The sequence below is a fragment of the Novosphingobium sp. PhB57 genome, from assembly GCF_004342985.1.
In the GTDB taxonomy this organism is placed as follows: Bacteria; Pseudomonadota; Alphaproteobacteria; order Sphingomonadales; family Sphingomonadaceae; genus Novosphingobium.
Genome location: NZ_SMBO01000002.1, coordinates 127,078 through 148,295, shown reverse-complemented (window position 1 = coordinate 148,295; position 21,218 = coordinate 127,078). Strand labels below are relative to the sequence as shown.

Here is a 21,218-nt window from a genome sequence, read left to right as displayed (position 1 = left end):
CTCATGACCCGCGTCCTTCACGTCCTCGACCATTCGCTGCCGATGCAGAGCGGCTACACCTTCCGCACCCGCGCGATCCTGAAGGCGCAGGAGGCCATGGGCTTCGAAGTCCGGGGCGTCACCGGCATACGCCACAAGGCGGCCGGCCCCGCGGTGGAGGAAGCCGATGGCCTGGTGTTCCATCGCACGTCGGGATCGGTCGACGGCCCGCCAGTCCTGCGCGAATGGCGCGAGATCGGGCTTTTCGCCGAATCCATCGAGCGGGTGGTGCACGAATGGCGGCCGGACGTGCTCCATGCCCACTCGCCCTCGCTCTGCGGCGCGGCCGCCGCGCGCGTCGCCCGGCGCCACGGCATTCCCCTCGTCTATGAAATTCGCGCCTTCTGGGAAGATGCCGCGGTCGGCAACGGCACGGGCCGCGAAGGCTCGCTGAAGTACCGCCTGACCCGGGCGCTGGAGAACCGCGTGGTGTCGCGCGCCGATGCCGTCGTGACGATCTGCGACGGCCTGCGCCAAGACCTCGTCGCGCGCGGCGTGCCGGCGGGGAAGATCACGCTCATGCCCAACGGTGTCGACCTCAGCCTGTTCGGCGCGCCGCCCCCGCGCGATCCCGCGCTCGCCCGCGAACTCGGGTTCGAGGTGGATGGCCCCGCCGGCGCCCTGGCCTGCCCGGTGATCGGCTTCATCGGGAGCTTCTACGACTACGAAGGGCTGGACGACCTGATCGCCGCCATGCCGCTGCTGCTGGAACGCCAGCCCCTGGCGCGGCTGCTGCTGGTGGGCGGAGGCCCGCGCGAGGAGGCGCTGCGGGCGCAGGCGCTGGCTTCTCCCGCTGCCGGCGCGATCCGCTTCATCGGCCGCGTGCCGCATCAGGACGTGGAGCGCTATTACGCGCTGGCCGACATGATGGCCTATCCGCGCAAGAAGAGCCGGCTGACGGACCTCGTCACGCCGCTCAAGCCGCTGGAGGCCATGGCGCAGGGCAAGCTCGTGGCCGCCAGCGACGTGGGCGGACACCGCGAACTGGTCACTCACGGCAAGACCGGCACTCTCTTCGCACCAGACGATCCCGCCGCCTGCGCCGCCGCACTTGCGGGCTTGCTGGACGCGCGCGAATCGTGGGATGCCTACCGCCAGGCCGGGCTCCAACATGTCCGGGAACGGCACGATTGGGCCGTCAATGCCGGTCGTTATCGAGACGTTTACCAAATGGTGGCACCTCTCGATGCACGAAAAAGGCTGGAAACCGCTGCCTGAGCTGGCGGCTTCCGCTCAAACAGATCTGAGAACGGGGTTTAGAAACGTGGCGAAACCAGAGAACAGGAAGCCCCAGCCGATCAGCCGTCATCCCTTGTTCCCCGCCATCGTGGCCTTGTGGTTCGCGGCCCTGTTCGGCCTGGGTTCGATCATCGTCAGTCCGGCGCTGATCGAGCATATCGTCCTGTCGACCGGCATTGCCAAGCTGGTGCCCATGGCCGCGCCCCCGCTGGGGACGACCGCCCGCATCCTGTTCGCCCTGGGGCTTACCGGCCTGGGCGGACTGATCGGCCTGGTGGCCGCCCGCCGCGTGGCCCAGACCGCCGAAGCGCAGACCTCGCAAACCGGCACGGCGCGCATGCCGTTCGCCGGGCTGGAACCTGCGGAAACCGATCTCGAACCCGAAGCCGACCCGGCGCAGGACCGCAAGTCCGCCGCCATGCCGCGCCGCCGCCGTGCTTTCGCGCTGGTGGCCGAGGAAGTCCCCCGGCTGGAAGAGGCCGATGCCGCAGCCGAAACCGACGCCGAAGTTTCCGGGAACGGCCAGCCGCCGATTCTCAACCTCTCCGATCTCGACCTGGAAGGCATCGAGGCCGCCGGCCTGACCGACCCGGCGCTCCCGCCTGAGCAGCACGCCTATCGCCAACCGACCCTGGCCGAGAGCGACCTGGACACGGCCGGCGCTCTCGAAACCGCCGAGATGCCCGAATCGCACATGCCCGAATCGCTGGCTGCCGAATGGTCTGTCGCGAACGAGGACGAAGCCGAAATCGCTTCCGAGGCCCGCGCTGAGGATGTCGCGCCGGAAACCATCGGCCCGGACGTTCCTGGCCAGGGCGGTTTTGCCGAAGACGATCACGGTCCCTTCGGCCGCATCCCGGAATGGCTCGAACCGCGCCAGGAAACCCACACCTTCTCGCCGGCCGCCTGGGCTGTCTCGCAGGACGAAGTCCCCGAGCCTGCCGCATCCGCACCGGCGCCCGAAACCCTGAACAACCGCCTGTTCGAAGCCTATTCGCGCTCCTTGTCCGAAGTGGCCGAAACGCCGGCTTCCGAAGGCCGGCCGCTGTTTTCCTCCGAAGCGGCGGAGACGGCCGATATCGCCGTGTCCTTCCGGGCCGCAGAAGAGCTGCCGCAGGCCGCGGAGCGGATTGCCGGCGCCGACCTTGAAGACCTTTCGCAAGTCGAGCTTCTCGAACGCCTGGCGCTGGCCATGGAGCAGCAGCGCAGGCGCCGTCTTCAGGCCGCCACTCCTGACAGCGCGCCGTCCGACGGCACGGCTTCAGAAATCACCGCGCCCAAAGGCACCGCAACCGCCGAAATGCCGGCGCCGCTTTTCGATCCCGCATCGCCGGGCACCGAGACCATCGCTTTCCCCGCGCCTGCCACTTCCCTCTCCACGCTCCCGCGCCTTGCCTCGGTAGCGCCGTTCACGGCGCCCCTGCGCCCGGTCCCGGACGAAGCATCGCCGGATCGGGAATCGCCGGAGCAGGACATCGTCCCTTCCGCCACCACCCGCATCCCCGCGGCCCTGCGTCCGGTGGGCTTCGATGCCTTCGGCCATGACGAAGCCGAGGACGCACTGCCCGGCTACGTCCCGCCCCGCCACATCGGCCTGGCGCCGGCCCGCCCGATCTCGGTCCTGGCCCGCACCCTGGCGGATGCCGAAGAGGCGGAACGCCTTGGTGATGAGGCCGAGGCCGAAGATCTCGGCAAATATGCCGCCTTCGACCCGCTCTCGCAGGACTTCGACTATGCCGAGGCTCCCGAGGACGACGAACAGGAGGCCGTGCTCGAGCAGGGTTACTCCTCGCTGCTCAACCTCTCGCGCCAGGCGCCCCGCCAGAACTTCGTGCGTTTCGACGAGAACGCCGCCCCCGCCGAGGCTTTCGGCGAGGACTCAGGCCCGGTGGAAGAGGCGCACCTTGCCGAGGACGGTGGGCACCGCCCGTTCGACCCGCCCGCGCGCCCCGATCCCAGCGAAACAGAAAAGGCCCTGCGCGCCGCGCTTGCCACGCTCCAGCGCATGAGCGGGGCCGCCTGAACGGTCGGTCCCGGGAGCTGGGCTTTGAGAGGCCGGCCCCTGCCAAAACGCGTTCCACGCAACTGAAACACGTTTTCGCATAACAAAATTCCCTTTTTTCCCGCGCACACGCACTAAATTTTGCGCGCACCCCTGCCTTCACCATTGCAAAAGCGTCCCGCAATCGTCATGGGGGCGCGAGGGACCACCATGACGCGCACCGGCGCCGCACGATTCGTGCGCGGCGGGGCGTGGACAGGTCCCCGGCAAAAAATGACAGGATGGGTTTATATCGATGGGATTTCCTAAGCCCCAGGGCCTTTATGATGCGCGTAACGAACACGACTCCTGTGGTGTGGGCTTCGTAGCCCATATCAAAGGCCAGAAAACGCATGCTATCATTACTCAGGCGCTGGAAATCCTGAAAAATATCGACCACCGCGGTGCGGTGGGTGCCGACCCGCTGCTGGGTGACGGCGCAGGAATCCTGACTCAGCTTCCCGATGGCCTGTTCCGCAGCTGGGCCGCCGCGACCGGCGTCGAACTGCCGCAGCCGGGCGACTATGCCGTCGCCATGTGCTTCCTGCCGCAGGACGAGGCCAGCCGCGACCTCATCACGCAGACCTTCGAAAAGTTCATCGCCAAGGAAGGCCAGCACCTGATCGGCTGGCGCGACGTGCCCGTCACGCTCGATGGCCTGGGCAAGACCGTCATCAACTCGATGCCGGTGATCCGCCAGTGCTTCGTCGGCCGCGGCGACAACTGCGCCGACCAGGACGCTTTCGAGCGCAAGATCCTGGCGATCCGCAAGCAGACGCAGAACCCGCTCAAGGCCATGGCCGAAAAGCACAAGCTGCCCGGCCTGACCGAGCTCTACATGCCGAGCTTCTCCAGCCGCACGATCGTCTACAAGGGCCTGCTGCTGGCGACCCAGGTCGGCTCGTTCTACGACGATCTGCGCAACCCCGAGTTCGTCTCGGCACTCGGCCTCGTGCACCAGCGTTTCTCGACCAACACCTTCCCGAGCTGGAAGCTGGCGCATCCGTTCCGCTTCATGGCCCATAACGGCGAGATCAACACGGTTCGCGGCAACGTGAACTGGATGAACGCGCGCCGCCGCACCATGGAATCGGAGCTGCTCGGCGCCGATCTCGACAAGATGTGGCCGCTGATCCCGCATGGCCAGTCGGACACCGCCTGCCTCGACAACGCTTTCGAGCTGCTGCTGGCGGGCGGCTATTCGCTCAGCCACGCGATGATGATGCTGATTCCGGAAGCATGGGCGGGCAACCCGCTGATGACGCCGGAACGCCGCGCCTTCTACGAATACCACGCTGCCCTGATGGAACCCTGGGACGGTCCGGCCGCCGTGGCCTTCACGGACGGCCGCCAGATCGGCGCCACGCTCGACCGTAACGGGCTGCGCCCCGCGCGCTTCCTCGTCACTGACGACGACATCTGCGTCATGGCGTCGGAATCCGGCGTGCTTCCGATCAAGGAAGACAATATCGTCCGCAAGTGGCGCCTCCAGCCCGGCAGGATGCTCCTGATCGACTTCGATCAGGGCCGCATCATCGAGGACGAGGAAATCAAGACCCAGCTTGCCAATGAAGAGCCCTACGAGAAGTGGCTCGACCAGGCGCAGTACAAGCTGGCCGATCTCGACGTGATCGAGCCCGAACTGGCCGAGCTGCCCGCCCCCACGGGCACGCTGCTCGATCGCCAGCAGGTCTTCGGCTATACCCAGGAAGACGTCAGCCGCTTCCTGGAGCCGATGGCCGTCGCCGCCGACGATCCGCTCGGCTCGATGGGCACCGATACGCCGATCCCGGTGCTGTCGAACAAGGCCCGCCTGCTTTACGACTACTTCAAGCAGAACTTCGCGCAGGTCACCAACCCGCCGATCGACCCGATCCGCGAGGAACTGGTCATGAGCCTCGTCTCGATGATCGGCCCGCGCCCGAACCTGCTCGGCCACGATGCCGGCACGCACAAGCGCCTGGAAGTCAGCCAGCCGATCCTGACCGACCTTGGCCTCGCCAAGATCCGTTCGGTGGAAGCCGCGCTTGACGGCGCCTTCCGTACCGCCACCATCGACATGACCTGGGACGCCAAGACCGGCGCCGCGGGCATCGAAATGGCGATCAAGGAAATGTGCTGGGCCGCGACCGAAGCGGTGCTGGCGGACAAGAACATCCTCGTCCTGTCCGACCGTGCCCAGGGCCCCGACCGTATCCCGATGCCGGCCCTGCTGGCGACGGCCGCCGTCCACCACCACCTCGTCCGCCAGGGCCTGCGCATGCAGACCGGCCTCGTCGTGGAGACCGGCGAAGCGCGTGAAGTCCACCACTTCTGCGCGCTGGCGGGCTTCGGCGCCGAAGCGATCAACCCCTATCTCGCCTTCGAGACCATCGAGGCCGTGCGCGTTCGCAAGAACCTGCCGGTTTCGGCGGAGCAGGCGGCGAAGAACTACGTCTATGCCGTCGGCAAGGGCATCCGCAAGGTCATGTCCAAGATGGGCATCTCGACCTATCAGTCTTATTGCGGCGCGCAGATCTTCGACGCGGTCGGCCTCTCGACCGCCTTCGTGGACAAGTACTTCACCGGAACCGCCACCACCATCGAGGGTGCGGGCCTGGCCGAAATCGCGGAAGAAGCCGTCCGCCGCCACGATGCGGCCTATGGCGACAACCCGATCTACGCCAGCATGCTCGACGTCGGCGGCATCTACGGCTCGCGCGTCCGCGGCGAGGAACACGCCTGGACGTCCGAGAACATCGGCGCGCTCCAGCACGCCGTGCGCGGCAATATCCCCGCCAAGTACGAGGAATTCGCCCGCACCATCAACGACCAGTCGACCCGGATGCTCACCATCCGCGGGCTGATGGAGTTCGTTCCCGGCCAGGCGATCCACATTTCCGAAGTGGAACCTGCCAGCGAGATCGTGAAGCGCTTCGCCACCGGCGCGATGAGCTACGGCTCGATCTCGTGGGAAGCGCATACCACGCTGGCGATGGCGATGAACCGCATCGGCGGCAAGTCGAACACCGGCGAAGGCGGCGAGGATCCCTCGCGCTTCAAGCCCCTGCCGGGCGGCGATTCCATGCGTTCGTCGATCAAGCAGGTCGCCTCGGGCCGCTTCGGCGTGACCACCGAGTACCTCGTCAACGCCGACGACATCCAGATCAAGATGGCCCAGGGCGCCAAGCCCGGCGAAGGCGGCCAGCTGCCGGGCGACAAGGTGGACAAGACCATCGGCGCCACCCGTCACTCGACGCCCGGCGTCGGCCTGATCTCGCCGCCGCCGCACCACGACATCTACTCGATCGAAGACATCGCGCAGCTCATTCACGATCTCAAGAACGTGAACCCGACCAGCCGCGTCTCGGTCAAGCTGGTGTCCGAAGTGGGCGTGGGCACGGTTGCCGCGGGCGTTTCCAAGGCGCGCGCGGACCACATCACGATCTCGGGCTACGAAGGCGGCACCGGCGCTTCGCCGCTCACCTCGCTGACGCACGCGGGTTCGCCCTGGGAAATCGGCCTGGCCGAAACCCAGCAGACCCTGCTGCTCAACAACTTGCGCAGCCGCGTGGTGGTCCAGGCCGACGGCGGGCTGCGTACCGGGCGCGATGTTGCCGTGGCCGCGCTGCTCGGCGCGGAAGAGTTCGGCTTCGCCACCGCGCCGCTGATCGCGGCCGGCTGCATCATGATGCGCAAGTGCCACCTCAACACCTGCCCGGTCGGCGTCGCCACCCAGGACCCCCTCCTGCGCGCCCGCTTCACCGGCCAGCCCGAGCATGTGGTCAACTATTTCTTCTTCGTCGCCGAGGAACTGCGCGCGATCATGGCCGAACTCGGCTTCCGCACGATCGCGGAAATGGTCGGCCGGGTCGACAAGCTCGACATGAAGAAGGCCGTCCAGCACTGGAAGGCCAAGGGTGTCGACCTGTCCAAGGTGCTCTACCAGGCACCGCTGGGCGACAGCCCCTCGCTGGGCTGGAGCGAAGCGCAGGACCACGGTCTTGAGAACGCGCTCGACAACGAGCTGATTGCCGCTTCGGGCGACGCTCTGGACAACCGCCAGGCCGTTCGCATCGAAAAGAGCGTCATCAACGTCAACCGCACGGTCGGCGCGATGCTCTCGGGCGAAGTGGCCCGTCGCTACGGCCATGACGGCTTGCCCGACAACACGATCAACGTGAAGCTCACCGGCGTCGCCGGCCAGAGCTTCGCCGCCTGGCTTGCCCACGGCGTCACGCTCGACCTGACCGGCGATGCCAACGACTATGTCGGCAAGGGCCTGTCCGGCGGCCGCGTGATCGTGCGCCAGCCCGGCCATGTGAACCGCGATCCGCTCAAGAACATCATCGTCGGCAACACCGTGCTCTACGGCGCGATTTCCGGCGAGGCGTTCTTCAACGGCGTCGGCGGCGAGCGCTTCGCAGTCCGCAACTCGGGCGCGATCGCGGTCGTCGAAGGTTGCGGCGACCACGGCTGCGAATACATGACCGGCGGCGTCGTCACGGTGCTGGGCAAGACCGGCCGCAACTTCGCGGCAGGCATGTCCGGCGGCATCGCCTACGTCTACGACGAGGACGGCGAGTTCGAGAAGCTGGTGAACCCGGCGATGGTCGATCTCATCCGCATCTCGGCCGAAGACGAAGACGAAGAGGGAACCGGCCGTCCCCAGCAGCGCACCGTCTCGGTCCGCGACCTGGGCATGGGCGACATGCTGCGCCACGATGCGGAGCGCCTGCGCATCCTGCTCGAACGCCACCACCTGCACACCGGCTCGAAAAGAGCCCGCGCGCTGCTCGACGACTGGTCGAACGCGCTGGGCAAGTTCGTCAAGGTGATGCCGCGCGACTATGCGAAGGCTCTGCGCCAGCAGGAGGCGGAACGCCTCGAAGCCGCCTCGGTCGCAGCAGAATAAGATCTAGGAACGTATCAAGATGGGCAAGGAAACCGGCTTCCTCGAACTGGACCGCCAGGATCGCACTTACGGCGACGCCACCGAGCGCCTGAAGAACTACAACGAATTCGTCGTCCCGCTGTCGACGGAAGCGCTGAAAGACCAGGCATCGCGCTGCATGAACTGCGGCGTGCCGCACTGCCATACCGGCTGTCCGGTCAACAACATCATCCCCGACTGGAACCACCTGGTCTACGAGGACGACTTCAAGAACGCGCTGGAAGTCCTCCACTCGACCAACAACTTCCCCGAGTTCACCGGCCGCATCTGCCCCGCCCCGTGCGAGGCCGCGTGCACGCTGAATATCATCGACCAGCCGGTCACCATCAAGTCGATCGAATGCGCGATCGTCGACAAGGGCTGGCAGGAAGGCTGGATCACGCCGAAGCCTGCCGAGAAGAAGACCGGCAAGTCGGTGGCCGTGGTCGGTTCCGGCCCGGCAGGCATGGCCTGCGCGCAGCAGCTGGCCCGCGCCGGCCACTCGGTGACCCTGTTCGAGAAGAACGACCGCGTCGGCGGCCTGCTTCGCTACGGCATTCCCGACTTCAAGATGGAAAAGCACCTCATCAACCGCCGGCTGGTGCAGATGATGGCTGAAGGCGTGGAATTCCGCACCTCCACCGAAGTGGGCGTGACGGTCTCAGTCGCCTCGCTCAAGGAAAACTTCGACGCTGTCGTGTTCTCCGGCGGTGCCGAAGATCCCCGTCCGCTGAACATCCCCGGCTTCGAACTGCCGGGCGTGCGCTTCGCGATGGAATTCCTGACCCAGCAGAACAAGCGCAATGCCGGCGATGACGAACTCCGCGCCGCTCCGCGCGGCACGCTCTCGGCCACCGGCAAGCACGTCATCGTCATCGGCGGCGGCGACACCGGTTCGGACTGCGTCGGTACTTCCAACCGCCAGGGCGCCGCTTCGGTGACTCAGCTGGAAATCATGCCCAAGCCGCCGCTTCACGAGAACAAGGCGATGTCCTGGCCGAACTGGCCGCTCAAGCTGCGCACCTCGTCCAGCCACGAGGAAGGCGTCGATCGCGACTGGGCGGTGCTGACCAAGCGCGTCGTCGGCGACAACGACGTCCGGGCCCTCGAATGCGTCCGCGTCGAGTGGAAGGACGGCAAGATGCAGGAAGTGGAAGGCAGCGAGTTCACGCTCCAGGCCGACCTCATCCTGCTCGCCATGGGCTTCGTCGGCCCCCGCAAGGCCGGCATGCTCGACCAGTCGGGCGTCGATCTGGACGCACGCGGCAACGTCAAGGCCACCATGGTCGACTACCGCACCAGCGACCCGGCCATCTGGTCCTGCGGCGACATGCGCCGCGGCCAGTCGCTGGTGGTCTGGGCGATCCGCGAAGGCCGCCAGTGCGCCCGCGCCGTGGACGAAGCACTCATGGGCGCTTCCGAACTGCCGCGCTGACGCTGGCCGGTCCGCTGAATTGAAAAGGGGCGTTCCGCAAGGAGCGCCCCTTTTTCATGCCGGCATTCCGTCCGGGCGATCACTCCCGGCCGGCGATTGACCCAAGGCCGGGACGCGGCGAGGCTCGCTCGTCCCTGTCCCCCGGAGAACGCCCGAATGCTGCTGGAAATCGCCGAGATCGAAGTGCGTCCGGGCGCCGAGGACGCTTTCGCCGCGGCCATGAACGAAGACGGGCTGGCCCAGCTCGCCGCCTGCGAAGGCGTCGTCTCCGTCCGATTCGGCCGGGGCGTGGAGAATCCGTCGAAATTCACCTTCAACGTCGTGTGGACATCGATGGAAGCCCACGAGGCTGCCCGCGCGCTGGACAGCTTTACCCGCTTCCGCGCCGCCTTCGGCGACATGGGCGTGGGCGGGGCGATGAGCCATTACGTCATGGACGAGGCCATATCCGGCGTCTCCGCCTGAACGCGCCGCCAGCAGCCTACCAGTCGATCCGGCCGCGACCGTTGGCCTCCAGAAAGGCATTGGCCTGGCTGAAGGGCCGGCTGCCGAAGAATCCGGCATGGGCAGACAGCGGGCTGGGATGCGGCGCGGTCAGCACGAGGTGATGGCTGGAGGCCAGACCCGGCACCCGCATGGCTTTCTTCTTCGCGTGATTGCCCCAGAGCAGGAACACGCAGGGCTCCGCTTTCGCGGCGACGGCGGCCACGGCAGCATCGGTGATCGCCTCCCAGCCCTTCTTCTGGTGAGACCCGGCCTGGCCCTCCTCTACTGTCAGCGCATTGTTGAGCAGCAGGACGCCCTGCCGCGCCCAGTGCTCCAGGTTGCCGTGTCCCGGCGCCGTGACGCCGCAATCGGTCGCCAGTTCCTTGTACATGTTCGCCAGCGAAGGCGGCACCCGCACGCCATGCGCCACCGAGAAGGCCAGGCCATGCGCCTGTCCGGCGCCGTGGTAGGGATCCTGCCCCAGGATGACCACGCGCACTTCGTCCAGCGGCGTCAGTTCCAGGGCGCTGAGGCGGCTGCCGCGCGGCGGATATATCCGCTTTCCGGCGTCTTCCTCGGCCTGAAGCCAGCCGCCGAGATGGCGCGATTCGGGGGAATCGAGCACCGGACCTAGCGCGGCCTGCCAGGATGGCGGCACGCCCTGCATGGCTCCTGAAGCGTCCACTTGCGGCTTACTCCCGATCTGTCGGCGGCCATCGGCATCCCGGACTTGTGCGTTCGGATCAAACTCCGGCCGCCTTGGCCATTGCCTAACTCAGGCCCAGTCCCTAAGCATTTCCGGACCATGGCTGTCTATCTCCACGAAGAAGATCTCCCCGAAGGCGTACTTGCGCCGGGACCCGTCGCCGTCGACACCGAGACGATGGGCTTGATCACCCCGCGCGACCGCCTTTGCGTGGTCCAGATTTCCGACGGACAGGGCGACGAGCATCTCGTCCGCTTTGCGCCCGGCAGCGAGTTTGCCGCGCCGAACCTGAAAGCGGTGCTGGCCGATCCGGCGCGCCTGAAACTCTATCACTTCGCGCGGTTCGACCTCGCGGCGATCGAGCACTACCTGGGCGTCACCGCCGCACCGGTATTCTGCACCAAGATCGCCAGCAAGCTCGTGCGGACCTACACCGATCGACACGGGCTGAAGGACCTGGTGCGCGAACTGCTGGGCAAGGAAGTCTCCAAGCAGCAGCAGTCCAGCGACTGGGGCGCCGCCGAACTGACCGAGGCGCAGAAGGACTATGCCGCTTCGGACGTGCGATACCTTCATGCGATGCACCAGATCCTGGTGATGCGCCTTGCCCGCGAGAATCGCAGCGACATCGCCCAGGCCTGTTTCGACTTCCTGCCCGCCCGCGCCCGGCTCGACCTGGCCGGCTGGCCGGACCACGATATCTTCAGCCACGAAGCCGCCTGATCGGAGCGTAAACAGGCATGTCGGTCGAAGCCAACCAGGTCCGCAACCGCCGCCGGCACTTTGCCGCGCCCGGCGGCTCGCACGATCGCATGGTGGCCTTCCTTGCCAAGGCCCTGCCCGCGGGCATCGGGCTGGTGGCGGCCGTCATGATCCTGGTGCCGCTCTCCCCGCGGGGCGAGATCAGCTTCCTGCTCGACCGTAACAAGGTGGCGACCACCGGCGAGCGTATCGCCGTCGACAACGCCGCCTATCGCGGCCAGGACAATCAGGGCCGCGATTTCGTGGTCACGGCCGGCACCGCGGTGCAGCGCTCGCCCGAAATCCCCATCGTCGAGATGCAGAAGCTCATCGCCAGGATGAACTTGCGCGACGGCCCGGCCGACATCGCCGCGCCGCGCGGTGCCTACAATTTCGACAATGACACCATGGCGGTGGACGGCCCGGTCAACTTCAAGTCGTCCGACGGCTATACGATGACCACCAGCAAGGTAGACGTCGACATCAAGGAGAAGACGGCGGTCGCATCGGGCGGTGTCCAGGGCACCGTGCCCTCCGGCACCTTCAAAGCCGACAAGATGCACGCCGATCTCGACACCCGCAATATTACGCTCGAAGGCAATGCCCGGATGCGCATTACGCCCGGCAAGCTGAGGATGCCGCAATGACCCCCCGCGCCAAAATGACCTTCCGAGCCAGCCTGCCCAAATCGGGCCTGCTCCAGTCCCGCCTGTTCCGCGCCGCCATCGCGGCCCCGGTGGCCGGGCTGGCCCTGTTCGCCGCCGGCCAGCAGCTGGGCGCGCAGGCGATCTCGGGCCACAATTCGAATGCGCCCGTCGATTTCGGTGCAGACCGCATCGAGCTGCAGGACAAGCAGAACCGGGTCGTGCTGACCGGCAATGTCGACATTACCCAGGCCGACCTGCGCCTGCGCGGCGCGCGCACGGTGATCGACTTCACCAAGGGCGACCAGACCCAGGTGCAGCGCATCACCGCCAGCGGCAATGTCGTCGTCACCCGCCAGGACCAGGTGGCCACCGGCGATACCGCCATCTACGACTTCAACCAGCGCATCATCACGATGGTCGGCAATGCCAGCCTCAAGCGCGGCACCGGCGATACCCTGCACGGCGGCCGCTTCGTGATGGACCTCAAGAGCGGCGTCTCCTCGGCCTCGGGCGGCCGCGTCAAGGGCACCTTCAACGTCCCCAAGAAGACCAACTGACGCCGAAGGGTCGATACGTCTCAGGGCACCCCCCCAGGACGAAAGCGCATTCAGCAGGCACAGCAAAAAGGCCGGTCACGACCCTGGGGTCATGACCGGCCTTTTTGCTGTGCCTGGACCTTCTTCCGGGCGGAGGCGGCCTTCGGGAAAGGCCGCGCTCCCGCCGGGTCAGAAGGCGCGATCGTGGACGAGAACCCGCAGGGTGAGGAACATGATGTGCAGGTCGCGCATGATGGTCCAGCCTTCGAGATATTCGAGATCGGACTGGAGGCGATTGATCAGGTCCGATTCCTGGTCCGTGGCGCCGCGATAGCCGCGCACCTGCGCCAGGCCGCTCAGGCCCGGCTTCAGGCAGTGGCGCTGCCAGTAGCGGCGATCCACTTCCCAGAACAGCTTCTCGCCCGCCAGCGAGCCCGTGGCGTGGGGACGCGGCCCAACCAGGCTCATGTCGCCCAGCAGCACGTTGAAGAGCTGGGGCAGCTCGTCGATGCTGGTGCCGCGAATGAAGCGGCCGACCCGGGTGATGCGCTGGTCCTCCTTGGAGGCCGAGACGTTGCCGTTCGTGTCGCACAAGGCCTGCGTCATGCTGCGGAACTTGTACATGTTGAAGAAGCGGTTGCCGCGGCCCATCCGGCGCTGGACGAAGAACACCGGTCCGCCGTCCTGCAGCTTCACGGCCAGTGCCACGACCAGCAGCAGCGGCGAGAGTGCCAGGATCGCCGCGCCGGAGAAGGCGACGTCGAAGATGCGCTTGATGGCGCGCTCGCGTATTCCGAGCGGCCCTGCCGAAACGAGCAGCAGGCCGTGCTGACCCGTGACGCGCGCGCCCTGGGCACCCAGACGGGCGACTTCGTCGTCCAGCACTTCACCGTCGACATTGGCGCCCTTGAGCACCATGGCCCATTCCGCGCGGCGGTCGGCCGGGCAGCTCACCACGACCCGGTCGATGTTGCGCAGCACGAGGCCGACGCGGTCGAGCGAATCGGGGTCCTTGAGGTTGGGCCGCAGCCCCATGGCTGCCGCCGAGACGCGGATCGCGCCCGGCATGCGCAGCTGCGGACCGCCATCATCGATGATCAGCTCATTGATGACATTGGCACCGCAGCGCCAGTGGACGAAGCTGCGAAGCTGCAGCCGCGACCAGGCGATAAAGCCCATGGCGCAGATCACCCCGCCGCTGAACGCCCCGCGGGACAGTTCGGCGGAGGACTTCATGAGGAACTGCACGAAGACGACGACGACGACCGCCACCACCATCGACACTTCCGCACGAAAGATACCTCGCCAGCCGTCGCGAAGCGCGTCGGTGGAGTAGGCGGCATTGTACAAGGCCAATGTGAGGAAAATCGGCAAGAGCACTTGTCCGTAGACGAGTGCCATCTGAAATCCCCGGCCGGTATCATAAAGCCAGCCAGCCAGTGCGAAGCCAGCTAGCAGGGCCACAAGGTCCCCAACCAGCAAGGCAAGATAACATTGAAGCCGTCTACGTTCGAGCGAAGGTGCGACGAGAAGTTCGTCTGCTTCGGAGCGCTGAACGGCTTGGGTCGATACTGCAAATGGCGCATTCATGCGTTCAACACTCCCGAATTGTCGAACTCATGCCCCCCGGATCCCCTCGTCCTGTCCTACCACCAATGCCACGAATGAAAGTCCGTGCTGCACTGCAATAGGCGAATGTCCTTATGAACATTCCATCGGCGCGGGAAAGCCGATTCAGTTAAGCTGTTCTTTTTATCCGTTGTTTGCCATCAAGCGTAGCAATTCTAGCTATTTCGACTAACCCTTCCGCGAGAAGAAGGTCAGCATCCTGGCTATTACCCAAAAGGGTTTGGTGCATTGCAATAAGACGGGCAACCAGCCGTTCCAAACGATTACCACGCCAGATCCGCAATTGCACCCCAAGTGCTGGTTTGTCTTTCCAGAAAATTCGGCGGGAAGCCGCTTCCGAATCGATCAGGGCGGCCACGTCGCCGCTTCTTCCAAGCCGCGAATTCAGCCCGGCGAGCTGCGCCGTGCGCCGCTCGAAGGCGAGCAGCAGGCCAACGGCATTGATGCCCTGGTCGCGCAAGCGCTTGAGTTCGGGGCCGATCGCATCCCGCTTGCCGCCCAGCACCGCGTCAACCAGCGGTCCGAAATCGTCGTCCTCGGTCGCAGCGCCCACGGCATCGAGATCCGCGGCGGATACCGGGCGGGGCGTCTCCGCGCTGGCATCGAGATAGAGCGCCAGCTTGGTCACTTCCGAGCGCGCCAGACGGGTATCCAGGCCAGAGGCCCGGGCGATTCGCTCGGCAAGGTCGCTGCCCATCTTCAGGCCGGCGCCATTCGCCATCGTGCGCACTGCGCTGGTCACCGATGACAGGTCCGGCGGGTAGAACATCGCCACCAGCCCGTCGGGCCGATTCGCCAGAAGCTTGGCGGTGCGCGACTTGTCGGTGGCGCCAGTCGCCACGATCAGGACCGGGCAGGCGTCCACTTCGTTTTCGAGCAGGATCTGGACGGCATCGTGCGCCTCGTCGCCCTGGGCGCGCACCCAGATATGGCGCGAGGTGCCGCCGAACAGCGAATTGGAGCGCGCCTCGTCACCCAGCTTGACCGGGTCGCGGCGCAGTTCGGAGCCGGCGATTTCCACCCTCTCGCCCGGTTCGGGCAGGAAAGAGAGGATCTTCGCCGCGGCGTCGCTCGCGCCGGCCTCGTCCGGGCCGCAGAAGAAGAAAACCCGCGCCTGCTGTGCGGCGCGGGCTGCAAGGCCGCCGAAGTCCTTCTGGGTGGCCTTCACGCCCCCGCTCCGCAAGGACGCACGAGCGCTGGCCTCATTTCTCTGGGCCGCATCGGCCCGGTTACTGCTTGGTGTCGCCGCGCAGGCGCAGCGCGACGGCGGTGACGATCCGGGTGGCGACGTCCTTCGACATGTTTTCGAGCGCGGTCTGTTCCGCCGCGATCGTCGCATAGTCCGAGGAGACGACGTCGATGCCCGCATCCGATCCGGCAGTGGCGTCGAGCACGATCTCGTTGCTGGACATGTCGACCAGCTGATACCGCGCGCGAAGCGTGCGGCGTTCACGGCCGATGGTATCGTCCGAAAGCAGGGCGAAGCCTTCGAGCTTGTCGTCCAGGCGGATGTCGAGGCGGTAGCGCGGCGCTACGCCGCTCTTTTCCGCGCCGAGCTGATCGACCACGGCATTGCGGACCAGCCAGCCCGCACGCCCTTCGATCGCCGCGACCTGCACGCCCTGAAGCCCGCGCGCGACGGCACCGCTGCCGCCCCCCGCATACATCGGCTGGAGACCGCATCCGGACAGCACAGCGGCCCCGAGAAGAGCCGGGCTGACGAGACGCAGGAAACGAGGGCGCAGGAAACCCTTCACGCGACGAGATTTACCAGTCGGTCGGGAACGACGATCACTTTCCTCACCTCGGCTCCATCCAGTGCACGCTGCACTTTCTCGCTGGCAAGGGCAAGCGCTTCAAGCTCTTCCTTGGACGTGCCCTTGGCCACGGTCAGGGTGTCGCGCAGCTTGCCCTTCACCTGGACGGCCACGGTCACTTCGTCCTCGACCAGCAGCGCCGGATCGACGGCAGGCCAGGCCGCCTGGGCGACGAGACCTTCGCCGAACTGGGCGAAAGCTTCCTCGGTCAAGTGCGGCATCATCGGCGAGACGAGCAGCAGAAGCGTACGGATCGCGTTCGAGCGGCTGGCCGAAGGGGCCGCCTTCTCGACCGCGCCGGTCAGTTCGTAGATGCGCGCCACGGCCTTGTTGAAGCCCAGCGATTCGATATCCGAAGCGACCGCGGCCACCGTCTGGTGCGCCTTGCGGTCTATCGCCTTGTCGTCCCCCGTTGCCGAGGCATCGTACTGGGCGAACAGGCGCCACAACCGCTGCACGAAGCGGCCGCAGCCTTCGATGCCGGCTTCCGACCACGGCAGGTCGCGTTCCGGCGGGCTGTCCGACAGCATGAACCAGCGGATCGCGTCGGCACCGTAAGTCGCCACGATCTCGTCGGGGTCGACGACGTTCTTCTTCGACTTCGACATCTTGATGACGCGGCCGATCTCGACCGGAGCGCCATCGGCCTTGAGCGTGGCGGTTTCGGCGCCGCGCTCGATCTCGCCGGGCGAGAAATAGACCGGCTGGCCATTGGCATCGTTGATGCGGAAATAGGTTTCGTGCGTGACCATGCCCTGCGTGAACAGGCTGGCGAAGGGTTCCTTCACCTCGATCTTGCCGATGCGGGCCAGCGCGCGCGTCCAGAAGCGGGCGTAGAGCAAGTGCAGGATCGCATGCTCGATACCGCCGATGTACTGCTCAACCGGCAGCCATTCGGCGATCTTGGCCGGGTCGAACGGACGGTCTTCCGGCTGGCTGGCGAAGCGCAGGAAATACCACGAGCTGTCGACGAACGTGTCGAGCGTGTCGGTCTCGCGGCGCGCGGCATGGCCGCACTGCGGGCAATCGACATGCTTCCAGGTCGGGTGGCGCACCAGCGGATTGCCGGGAGTCGTGAAATCGACGTCCTCAGGCAGCGTGACCGGCAGGTGCTTCTTGGGCACCGGCACCACGCCGCAAACCTCGCAGTGGATGAACGGGATCGGCGTGCCCCAGTAACGCTGGCGCGAGACGCCCCAGTCGCGCAGGCGCCACACGGTCTTGCCCTCGCCCCAGCCTTCCGCCTCGGCGCGCGCAATGACGGCAGCCTTGGCCTCCTTCACGGCCATGCCGTTGAGGAAGTCGGAATGAACGCAGACGCCATCACCGGCCTCGGACTCGCCGTCGAACGACTTGTCGGCATCGGCTTCGCTCGCCGCGACGACGCGCAGGATCGGCAAGCCGTACTTGGTGGCGAATTCAAAGTCGCGCTGGTCGTGGCCGGGAACGGCCATGACCGCGCCGGTGCCGTAGTCCATCAGCACGAAGTTGGCGATGAACACCGGCAGGTCGGCGCCCGTGAACGGGTGCTTGGCCTTGACGCCGGTATCGAAGCCCAGCTTCTCGGCGGTTTCCAGTTCGGCCGCGGTCGTCCCACCCTGCTTGCACAGCGCGATGAAGTCTTCGACCTCGGGACGGCCGACAGCAACCGCCTGGGCGATCGGGTGATCGGCGGCGACGGCGACGAAGCTGGCGCCGAAGATCGTATCCGGACGGGTCGAGTAGACTTCGACCGAGCCGATGCCGCCGATTTCAGCCGAGAGGTCGAACTTGAACTGCAGGCCCTGCGACTTGCCGATCCAGTTCTCCTGCATCGTGCGGACCTTTTCGGGCCACTTGTCGAGCGTGGAGAGACCGTCCAGCAGTTCGTCGGCGAAGTCGGTGATCTTGAGGAACCACTGGGAGAGCTTGCGCTTCTCCACCAGTGCGCCCGAGCGCCAGCCGCGCCCGTCGATCACCTGCTCGTTGGCGAGCACGGTCTGGTCGACCGGATCCCAGTTGACCGCCGATTCCTTGCGGTAGACCAGGCCATTCTCGTAGAGATCGATGAACAGCGCCTGCTCGTGGCCGTAGTATTCCGGCTCGCAGGTGGCGATTTCGCGGCTCCAGTCGAGCGCGAAGCCCAGGCGCTTCAGCTGCGCCTTCATGTTGGCGATGTTCTCGCGCGTCCAACCGCCGGGATGGACGCCCTTTTCCATCGCCGCGTTCTCGGCCGGCATGCCGAACGCGTCCCAGCCCATCGGATGGAGCACTTCGTGGCCGGTCATGCGCTTATAGCGCGCCAGCACGTCGCCCATCGTATAGTTGCGGACGTGGCCGATATGGATGCGCCCCGAAGGATAGGGGAACATCTCAAGCACGAAGCTGCGCGGCTTGGACGAAGTGTCGTCCGCCTTGAAGCACTGCGCGTCGTCCCACGCAGCCTGCCAGCGCGTGTCCGCCTGAGCCGGATCGAACCGCTCGGTCATCTTAATCGAGTCTCCTGCGGGTAAGCCCCCGCACAGTCGCGGCACCGGCCGGTGCCGCGTTCAAAAAACAATCAGCCGCCGATCGAATCGCGGCGAAGGTCGCGGGCGCGGGTGAGGATGATGTCCTCCAGCTTCTGCACGGTGGCAGCCTGCACCGGTGCCGCAGCCCAGCCGCCGTTCGCGGAGACTTCGCGCTGCGCGGTTACGCGCAGGGCGTCGGCGCGCAGGTCCTTGTCGAGGATCATGACGGTGACCTTGACGCGCTCACCCGGCTGCTTGGGATTCACGTACCAGTCGGTGACGATGACGCCGCCGGCGCTGTCCGACTGGAGCAGCGGCATGAACGAGAGCGAATCGAGGCTGGCGCGCCACAGGTAGCTGTTCACGCCGATCGTAGTCACCGCCGAGGGCGCGATCGAGGAATTCACCTGCTTGCGGCCACCGCCACAGCCGGCCAGTGCAAGCGCGGCCACGGCGCAGAAGCCCGCGGTTGCCAGCGATCGAGCAGAGAGAAGGCCGGTATGGGTGCTGCCTGTCATCGTAATTCCCAGTTCCTGTCTTGGCGAAGGCGCCGGACTTTCCGCGCGCCTGCCGTGAAACGCCTCTATAGCCGCCATTGCCCGGCGGCAAGTGCGGCTTCTTCAGCTTGCGGCCATAACCCCTGCAAGGCTAAACGCTTGCTGAACGGCGGCGCGGCGCGGGAAAGCGCCTTTCTGCCCCTTCCCCGCGTGGATCAGCCTGTGTTAAGATGCCGCGGCCAGAATGGAGCTACCGGCTATAGCCTTTCGCCGCGCCATCCTGCAGGCCGGCATGGCCGGACAGGGTGTTTTGGCGCCGGAAGGCGGAATTGGGGCCGGCCGGCATGGAAGACGACTGGGACTTGAAGTGACGGAAAGCGAGCGCAATCACGCGTCGAAAAGCGGCATGAGGACCAGCATGATGCTGGCCTGCTGCGTGACCGTGCTCGCCTTGCCCAGCGCCGTCCTGGCCTTCACCACCACGTTCAAGGCCGATCCCTCGAATCGCGCCCTCGATGCGCTCGATGCCGAGACTTCGCCCGAGAACCTGTCCCGCGCCATTGCCATGCGCTCGCTGGGTAATGGCGATGCCTTCCCGTTCACCCCCGCCGGAGCCGCGGGCCGCCGCGAACGCGCCGTCACGGTGGCGGTGCGCGTCGATCCCCAAGCCGCGCAGGCGATCATCGTGCGCAATCGCAACCCGATACCGCATAGCGAGCTGGCCAGCGTCGGCGGCCTGAAGATCGCGCCCGCCGCCTTCAACCTGGGCGTGGCGCGCGGCTATCAGAACTTCGCGGCCGACATCACCCCGGCCGCCCCCCCTGCCCGCGGCCTTGCCGATGCGCCGGAACTGAAGAAGTTCAGCCTTCAGGCCGGAACGCCTTCGCAGAAGGAACCGCGGTTCACCACGCGCCTGTCGATCGACGAAAAGCGCGCGCCTGGCCGCGCACCGCACACTTTCGTGGGCGAAGCGGGTGAGGTCGACCTAGCCGGAGCCTACCGCGTGACCGACAATCTCGATCTGACGGCAGGCGTTCGCTACTCGCAGGATCGCGAACGTCTGGTGCCCTTGACCGACGGCAGGCAGGACAGCCAGGCAGTCTATGTGGGCACGCAGTTCAAGTTCTGATTTTTGCAACTCAGGCTGCATTTCTCTCAATCCGACATGGCGTAATTAAAGCTTGCTGCGGGAGGGCTTCCGCTTGCCCTTGCGCACGGCATTTCCTAGCCTGTGCTTGGTGGATGCTCACTAAGCGAAAGGCTATTTGAATGGCGCGCGTTGCTATCGTTACCGGCGGAACCAGGGGTATCGGGGAGGCTGTGTCGCTGGCCCTCCAGGAGAGGGGCCACACCGTAGTTGCAAATTATGCAGGCAATGACGAGAAGGCCAAGGCTTTCACGGACAAGACCGGAATTGCCGCCTACAAATGGGACGTAGGCGACCATGAAGCCGTGCTCGACGGCGTCGCGCGGGTGACCGAGGAAGTCGGCCCCGTCGATATCGTCATCAACAACGCCGGCATCACGCGCGACGGCGTGCTTCACAAGATGAGCTTCGATGACTGGAACGAGGTGATGCGCATCAACCTCGGCGGGTGCTTCAACATGGCGAAGGCCACGTTCTCCGGCATGCGCGAGCGCGGCTGGGGCCGCATCGTCAACATCGGCTCGATCAACGGCCAGGCCGGCCAGTACGGCCAGGTGAACTATGCCGCGGCCAAGTCCGGCATCCACGGCTTCACCAAGGCGCTGGCCCAGGAAGGCGCCAAGTACGGCGTCACCGTCAATGCCATCGCGCCCGGCTACATCGATACCGACATGGTCGCCGCCGTCCCGGCGCCGGTCCTTGAGAAGATCGTCGCCAAGATCCCCGTCGGCCGCCTCGGCAACGCCTACGAGATCGCGCGCGGCTGTGCCTTCCTCTGCTCCGACAATGCGGGCTTCGTCACCGGCTCTACCCTGAGCATCAACGGCGGCCAGCACATGTATTGAGCCATCGGCGGA

The 21,218-nt window shown here is 66.2% G+C and carries 16 protein-coding genes; 10 read left to right on the top strand and 6 right to left on the bottom strand.

Features of this window, described 5'->3' with window-relative positions; all coding sequences use genetic code 11:
- The first annotated feature begins 3 nt into the window (after window positions 1–3).
- The 5 genes from EDF58_RS08350 (at window position 4) to EDF58_RS08330 (ending at window position 10,131) form a co-directional block, all read left to right on the top strand.
- Window positions 4–1,257: a TIGR04063 family PEP-CTERM/XrtA system glycosyltransferase gene (locus EDF58_RS08350; protein ID WP_132264447.1), complete on the top strand. Its 1,254-nt coding sequence runs from the start codon at window positions 4–6 to the stop codon at window positions 1,255–1,257.
- Between the two features lie 46 nt (window positions 1,258–1,303).
- The gene (locus EDF58_RS08345) at window positions 1,304–3,301 is read left to right on the top strand and encodes a hypothetical protein (protein ID WP_132264445.1); all 1,998 of its coding nucleotides are present in this window, start codon (window positions 1,304–1,306) and stop codon (window positions 3,299–3,301) included.
- Window positions 3,302–3,575: 274 nt separating this feature from the next.
- Window positions 3,576–8,213, top strand: a complete 4,638-nt coding sequence (gltB, locus tag EDF58_RS08340) for a glutamate synthase large subunit (RefSeq protein WP_132264443.1) — start codon at window positions 3,576–3,578, stop codon at window positions 8,211–8,213.
- Window positions 8,214–8,232: 19 nt separating this feature from the next.
- Entirely contained in the window at window positions 8,233–9,666 is a 1,434-nt protein-coding gene (locus EDF58_RS08335; protein ID WP_132264441.1) for a glutamate synthase subunit beta, read from the top strand.
- Between the two features lie 156 nt (window positions 9,667–9,822).
- Window positions 9,823–10,131 (top strand): antibiotic biosynthesis monooxygenase family protein, encoded by a 309-nt coding sequence (locus tag EDF58_RS08330; RefSeq protein WP_132264439.1) that lies wholly within the window; start codon window positions 9,823–9,825, stop codon window positions 10,129–10,131.
- A 16-nt stretch (window positions 10,132–10,147) separates the two neighbouring features.
- On the opposite strand, the gene ung is transcribed toward EDF58_RS08330, so the two are convergent.
- Window positions 10,148–10,819, bottom strand: a complete 672-nt coding sequence (ung, locus tag EDF58_RS08325; RefSeq protein WP_132265279.1) for a uracil-DNA glycosylase — start codon at window positions 10,817–10,819, stop codon at window positions 10,148–10,150.
- Between the two features lie 138 nt (window positions 10,820–10,957).
- Between ung and EDF58_RS08320 the strand changes: the two genes are divergently transcribed.
- The 3 genes from EDF58_RS08320 to EDF58_RS08310 are packed head-to-tail and all read left to right on the top strand — an operon-like array spanning window position 10,958 to window position 12,803.
- Window positions 10,958–11,581, top strand: coding sequence for a ribonuclease D (locus tag EDF58_RS08320; RefSeq protein WP_132264438.1), 624 nt, complete (start codon window positions 10,958–10,960; stop codon window positions 11,579–11,581).
- Between the two features lie 17 nt (window positions 11,582–11,598).
- Window positions 11,599–12,246, top strand: coding sequence for an LPS export ABC transporter periplasmic protein LptC (lptC, locus tag EDF58_RS08315; RefSeq protein WP_132264436.1), 648 nt, complete (start codon window positions 11,599–11,601; stop codon window positions 12,244–12,246).
- 14 nt (window positions 12,247–12,260) lie between these two features.
- Complete coding sequence (locus EDF58_RS08310) at window positions 12,261–12,803, top strand: LptA/OstA family protein (RefSeq protein ID WP_132264434.1); 543 nt, start codon at window positions 12,261–12,263, stop codon at window positions 12,801–12,803.
- Window positions 12,804–12,971: 168 nt separating this feature from the next.
- Here the strand turns inward: EDF58_RS08310 and EDF58_RS08305 are convergent, their stop codons facing one another.
- From EDF58_RS08305 to EDF58_RS08285, 5 genes are all read right to left on the bottom strand, one after another.
- On the bottom strand, window positions 12,972–14,372 hold the full coding sequence (locus tag EDF58_RS08305) for a sugar transferase (protein WP_132264432.1): 1,401 nt from the start codon (window positions 14,370–14,372) through the stop codon (window positions 12,972–12,974).
- A 148-nt stretch (window positions 14,373–14,520) separates the two neighbouring features.
- Entirely contained in the window at window positions 14,521–15,579 is a 1,059-nt protein-coding gene (gene holA, locus EDF58_RS08300) for a DNA polymerase III subunit delta (RefSeq protein ID WP_132264430.1), read from the bottom strand.
- A 61-nt stretch (window positions 15,580–15,640) separates the two neighbouring features.
- Window positions 15,641–16,078: an LPS assembly lipoprotein LptE gene (gene lptE / locus EDF58_RS08295; RefSeq protein WP_165921377.1), complete on the bottom strand. Its 438-nt coding sequence runs from the start codon at window positions 16,076–16,078 to the stop codon at window positions 15,641–15,643.
- A gap of 86 nt (window positions 16,079–16,164) precedes the next feature.
- The gene (gene leuS / locus EDF58_RS08290) at window positions 16,165–18,696 is read right to left on the bottom strand and encodes a leucine--tRNA ligase (RefSeq protein WP_132264428.1); all 2,532 of its coding nucleotides are present in this window, start codon (window positions 18,694–18,696) and stop codon (window positions 16,165–16,167) included.
- Between the two features lie 71 nt (window positions 18,697–18,767).
- A complete protein-coding gene (locus EDF58_RS08285; RefSeq protein ID WP_132264426.1) occupies window positions 18,768–19,235 on the bottom strand; it encodes a DUF3576 domain-containing protein in 468 nt (155 codons plus the stop codon).
- A 385-nt stretch (window positions 19,236–19,620) separates the two neighbouring features.
- Between EDF58_RS08285 and EDF58_RS08280 the strand changes: the two genes are divergently transcribed.
- Window positions 19,621–20,343: a hypothetical protein gene (locus EDF58_RS08280; RefSeq protein ID WP_132264424.1), complete on the top strand. Its 723-nt coding sequence runs from the start codon at window positions 19,621–19,623 to the stop codon at window positions 20,341–20,343.
- Between the two features lie 140 nt (window positions 20,344–20,483).
- Window positions 20,484–21,206, top strand: coding sequence for an acetoacetyl-CoA reductase (phbB, locus tag EDF58_RS08275; RefSeq protein ID WP_132264422.1), 723 nt, complete (start codon window positions 20,484–20,486; stop codon window positions 21,204–21,206).
- The last annotated feature ends 12 nt before the right edge of the window (window positions 21,207–21,218 follow it).

Excerpts from the sequence above, each read along its gene's own strand:
- EDF58_RS08350 (WP_132264447.1), top strand. The coding sequence starts at position 4 with ATGACCCGCGTCCTTCACGTCCTCGACCATTCGCTGCCGATGCAGAGC.
- EDF58_RS08335 (WP_132264441.1), top strand. The coding sequence starts at position 8,233 with ATGGGCAAGGAAACCGGCTTCCTCGAACTGGACCGCCAGGATCGCACT.
- gltB (WP_132264443.1), top strand. The coding sequence starts at position 3,576 with ATGGGATTTCCTAAGCCCCAGGGCCTTTATGATGCGCGTAACGAACAC.
- EDF58_RS08320 (WP_132264438.1), top strand. The coding sequence starts at position 10,958 with ATGGCTGTCTATCTCCACGAAGAAGATCTCCCCGAAGGCGTACTTGCG.
- lptE (WP_165921377.1), bottom strand. The coding sequence starts at position 16,078 with ATGTATGCGGGGGGCGGCAGCGGTGCCGTCGCGCGCGGGCTTCAGGGC.
- EDF58_RS08330 (WP_132264439.1), top strand. The coding sequence starts at position 9,823 with ATGCTGCTGGAAATCGCCGAGATCGAAGTGCGTCCGGGCGCCGAGGAC.
- phbB (WP_132264422.1), top strand. The coding sequence starts at position 20,484 with ATGGCGCGCGTTGCTATCGTTACCGGCGGAACCAGGGGTATCGGGGAG.
- EDF58_RS08280 (WP_132264424.1), top strand. The coding sequence starts at position 19,621 with ATGAGGACCAGCATGATGCTGGCCTGCTGCGTGACCGTGCTCGCCTTG.
- ung (WP_132265279.1), bottom strand. The coding sequence starts at position 10,819 with ATGCAGGGCGTGCCGCCATCCTGGCAGGCCGCGCTAGGTCCGGTGCTC.
- EDF58_RS08285 (WP_132264426.1), bottom strand. The coding sequence starts at position 19,235 with ATGACAGGCAGCACCCATACCGGCCTTCTCTCTGCTCGATCGCTGGCA.
- leuS (WP_132264428.1), bottom strand. The coding sequence starts at position 18,696 with ATGACCGAGCGGTTCGATCCGGCTCAGGCGGACACGCGCTGGCAGGCT.
- EDF58_RS08310 (WP_132264434.1), top strand. The coding sequence starts at position 12,261 with ATGACCTTCCGAGCCAGCCTGCCCAAATCGGGCCTGCTCCAGTCCCGC.
- EDF58_RS08305 (WP_132264432.1), bottom strand. The coding sequence starts at position 14,372 with ATGAATGCGCCATTTGCAGTATCGACCCAAGCCGTTCAGCGCTCCGAA.
- lptC (WP_132264436.1), top strand. The coding sequence starts at position 11,599 with ATGTCGGTCGAAGCCAACCAGGTCCGCAACCGCCGCCGGCACTTTGCC.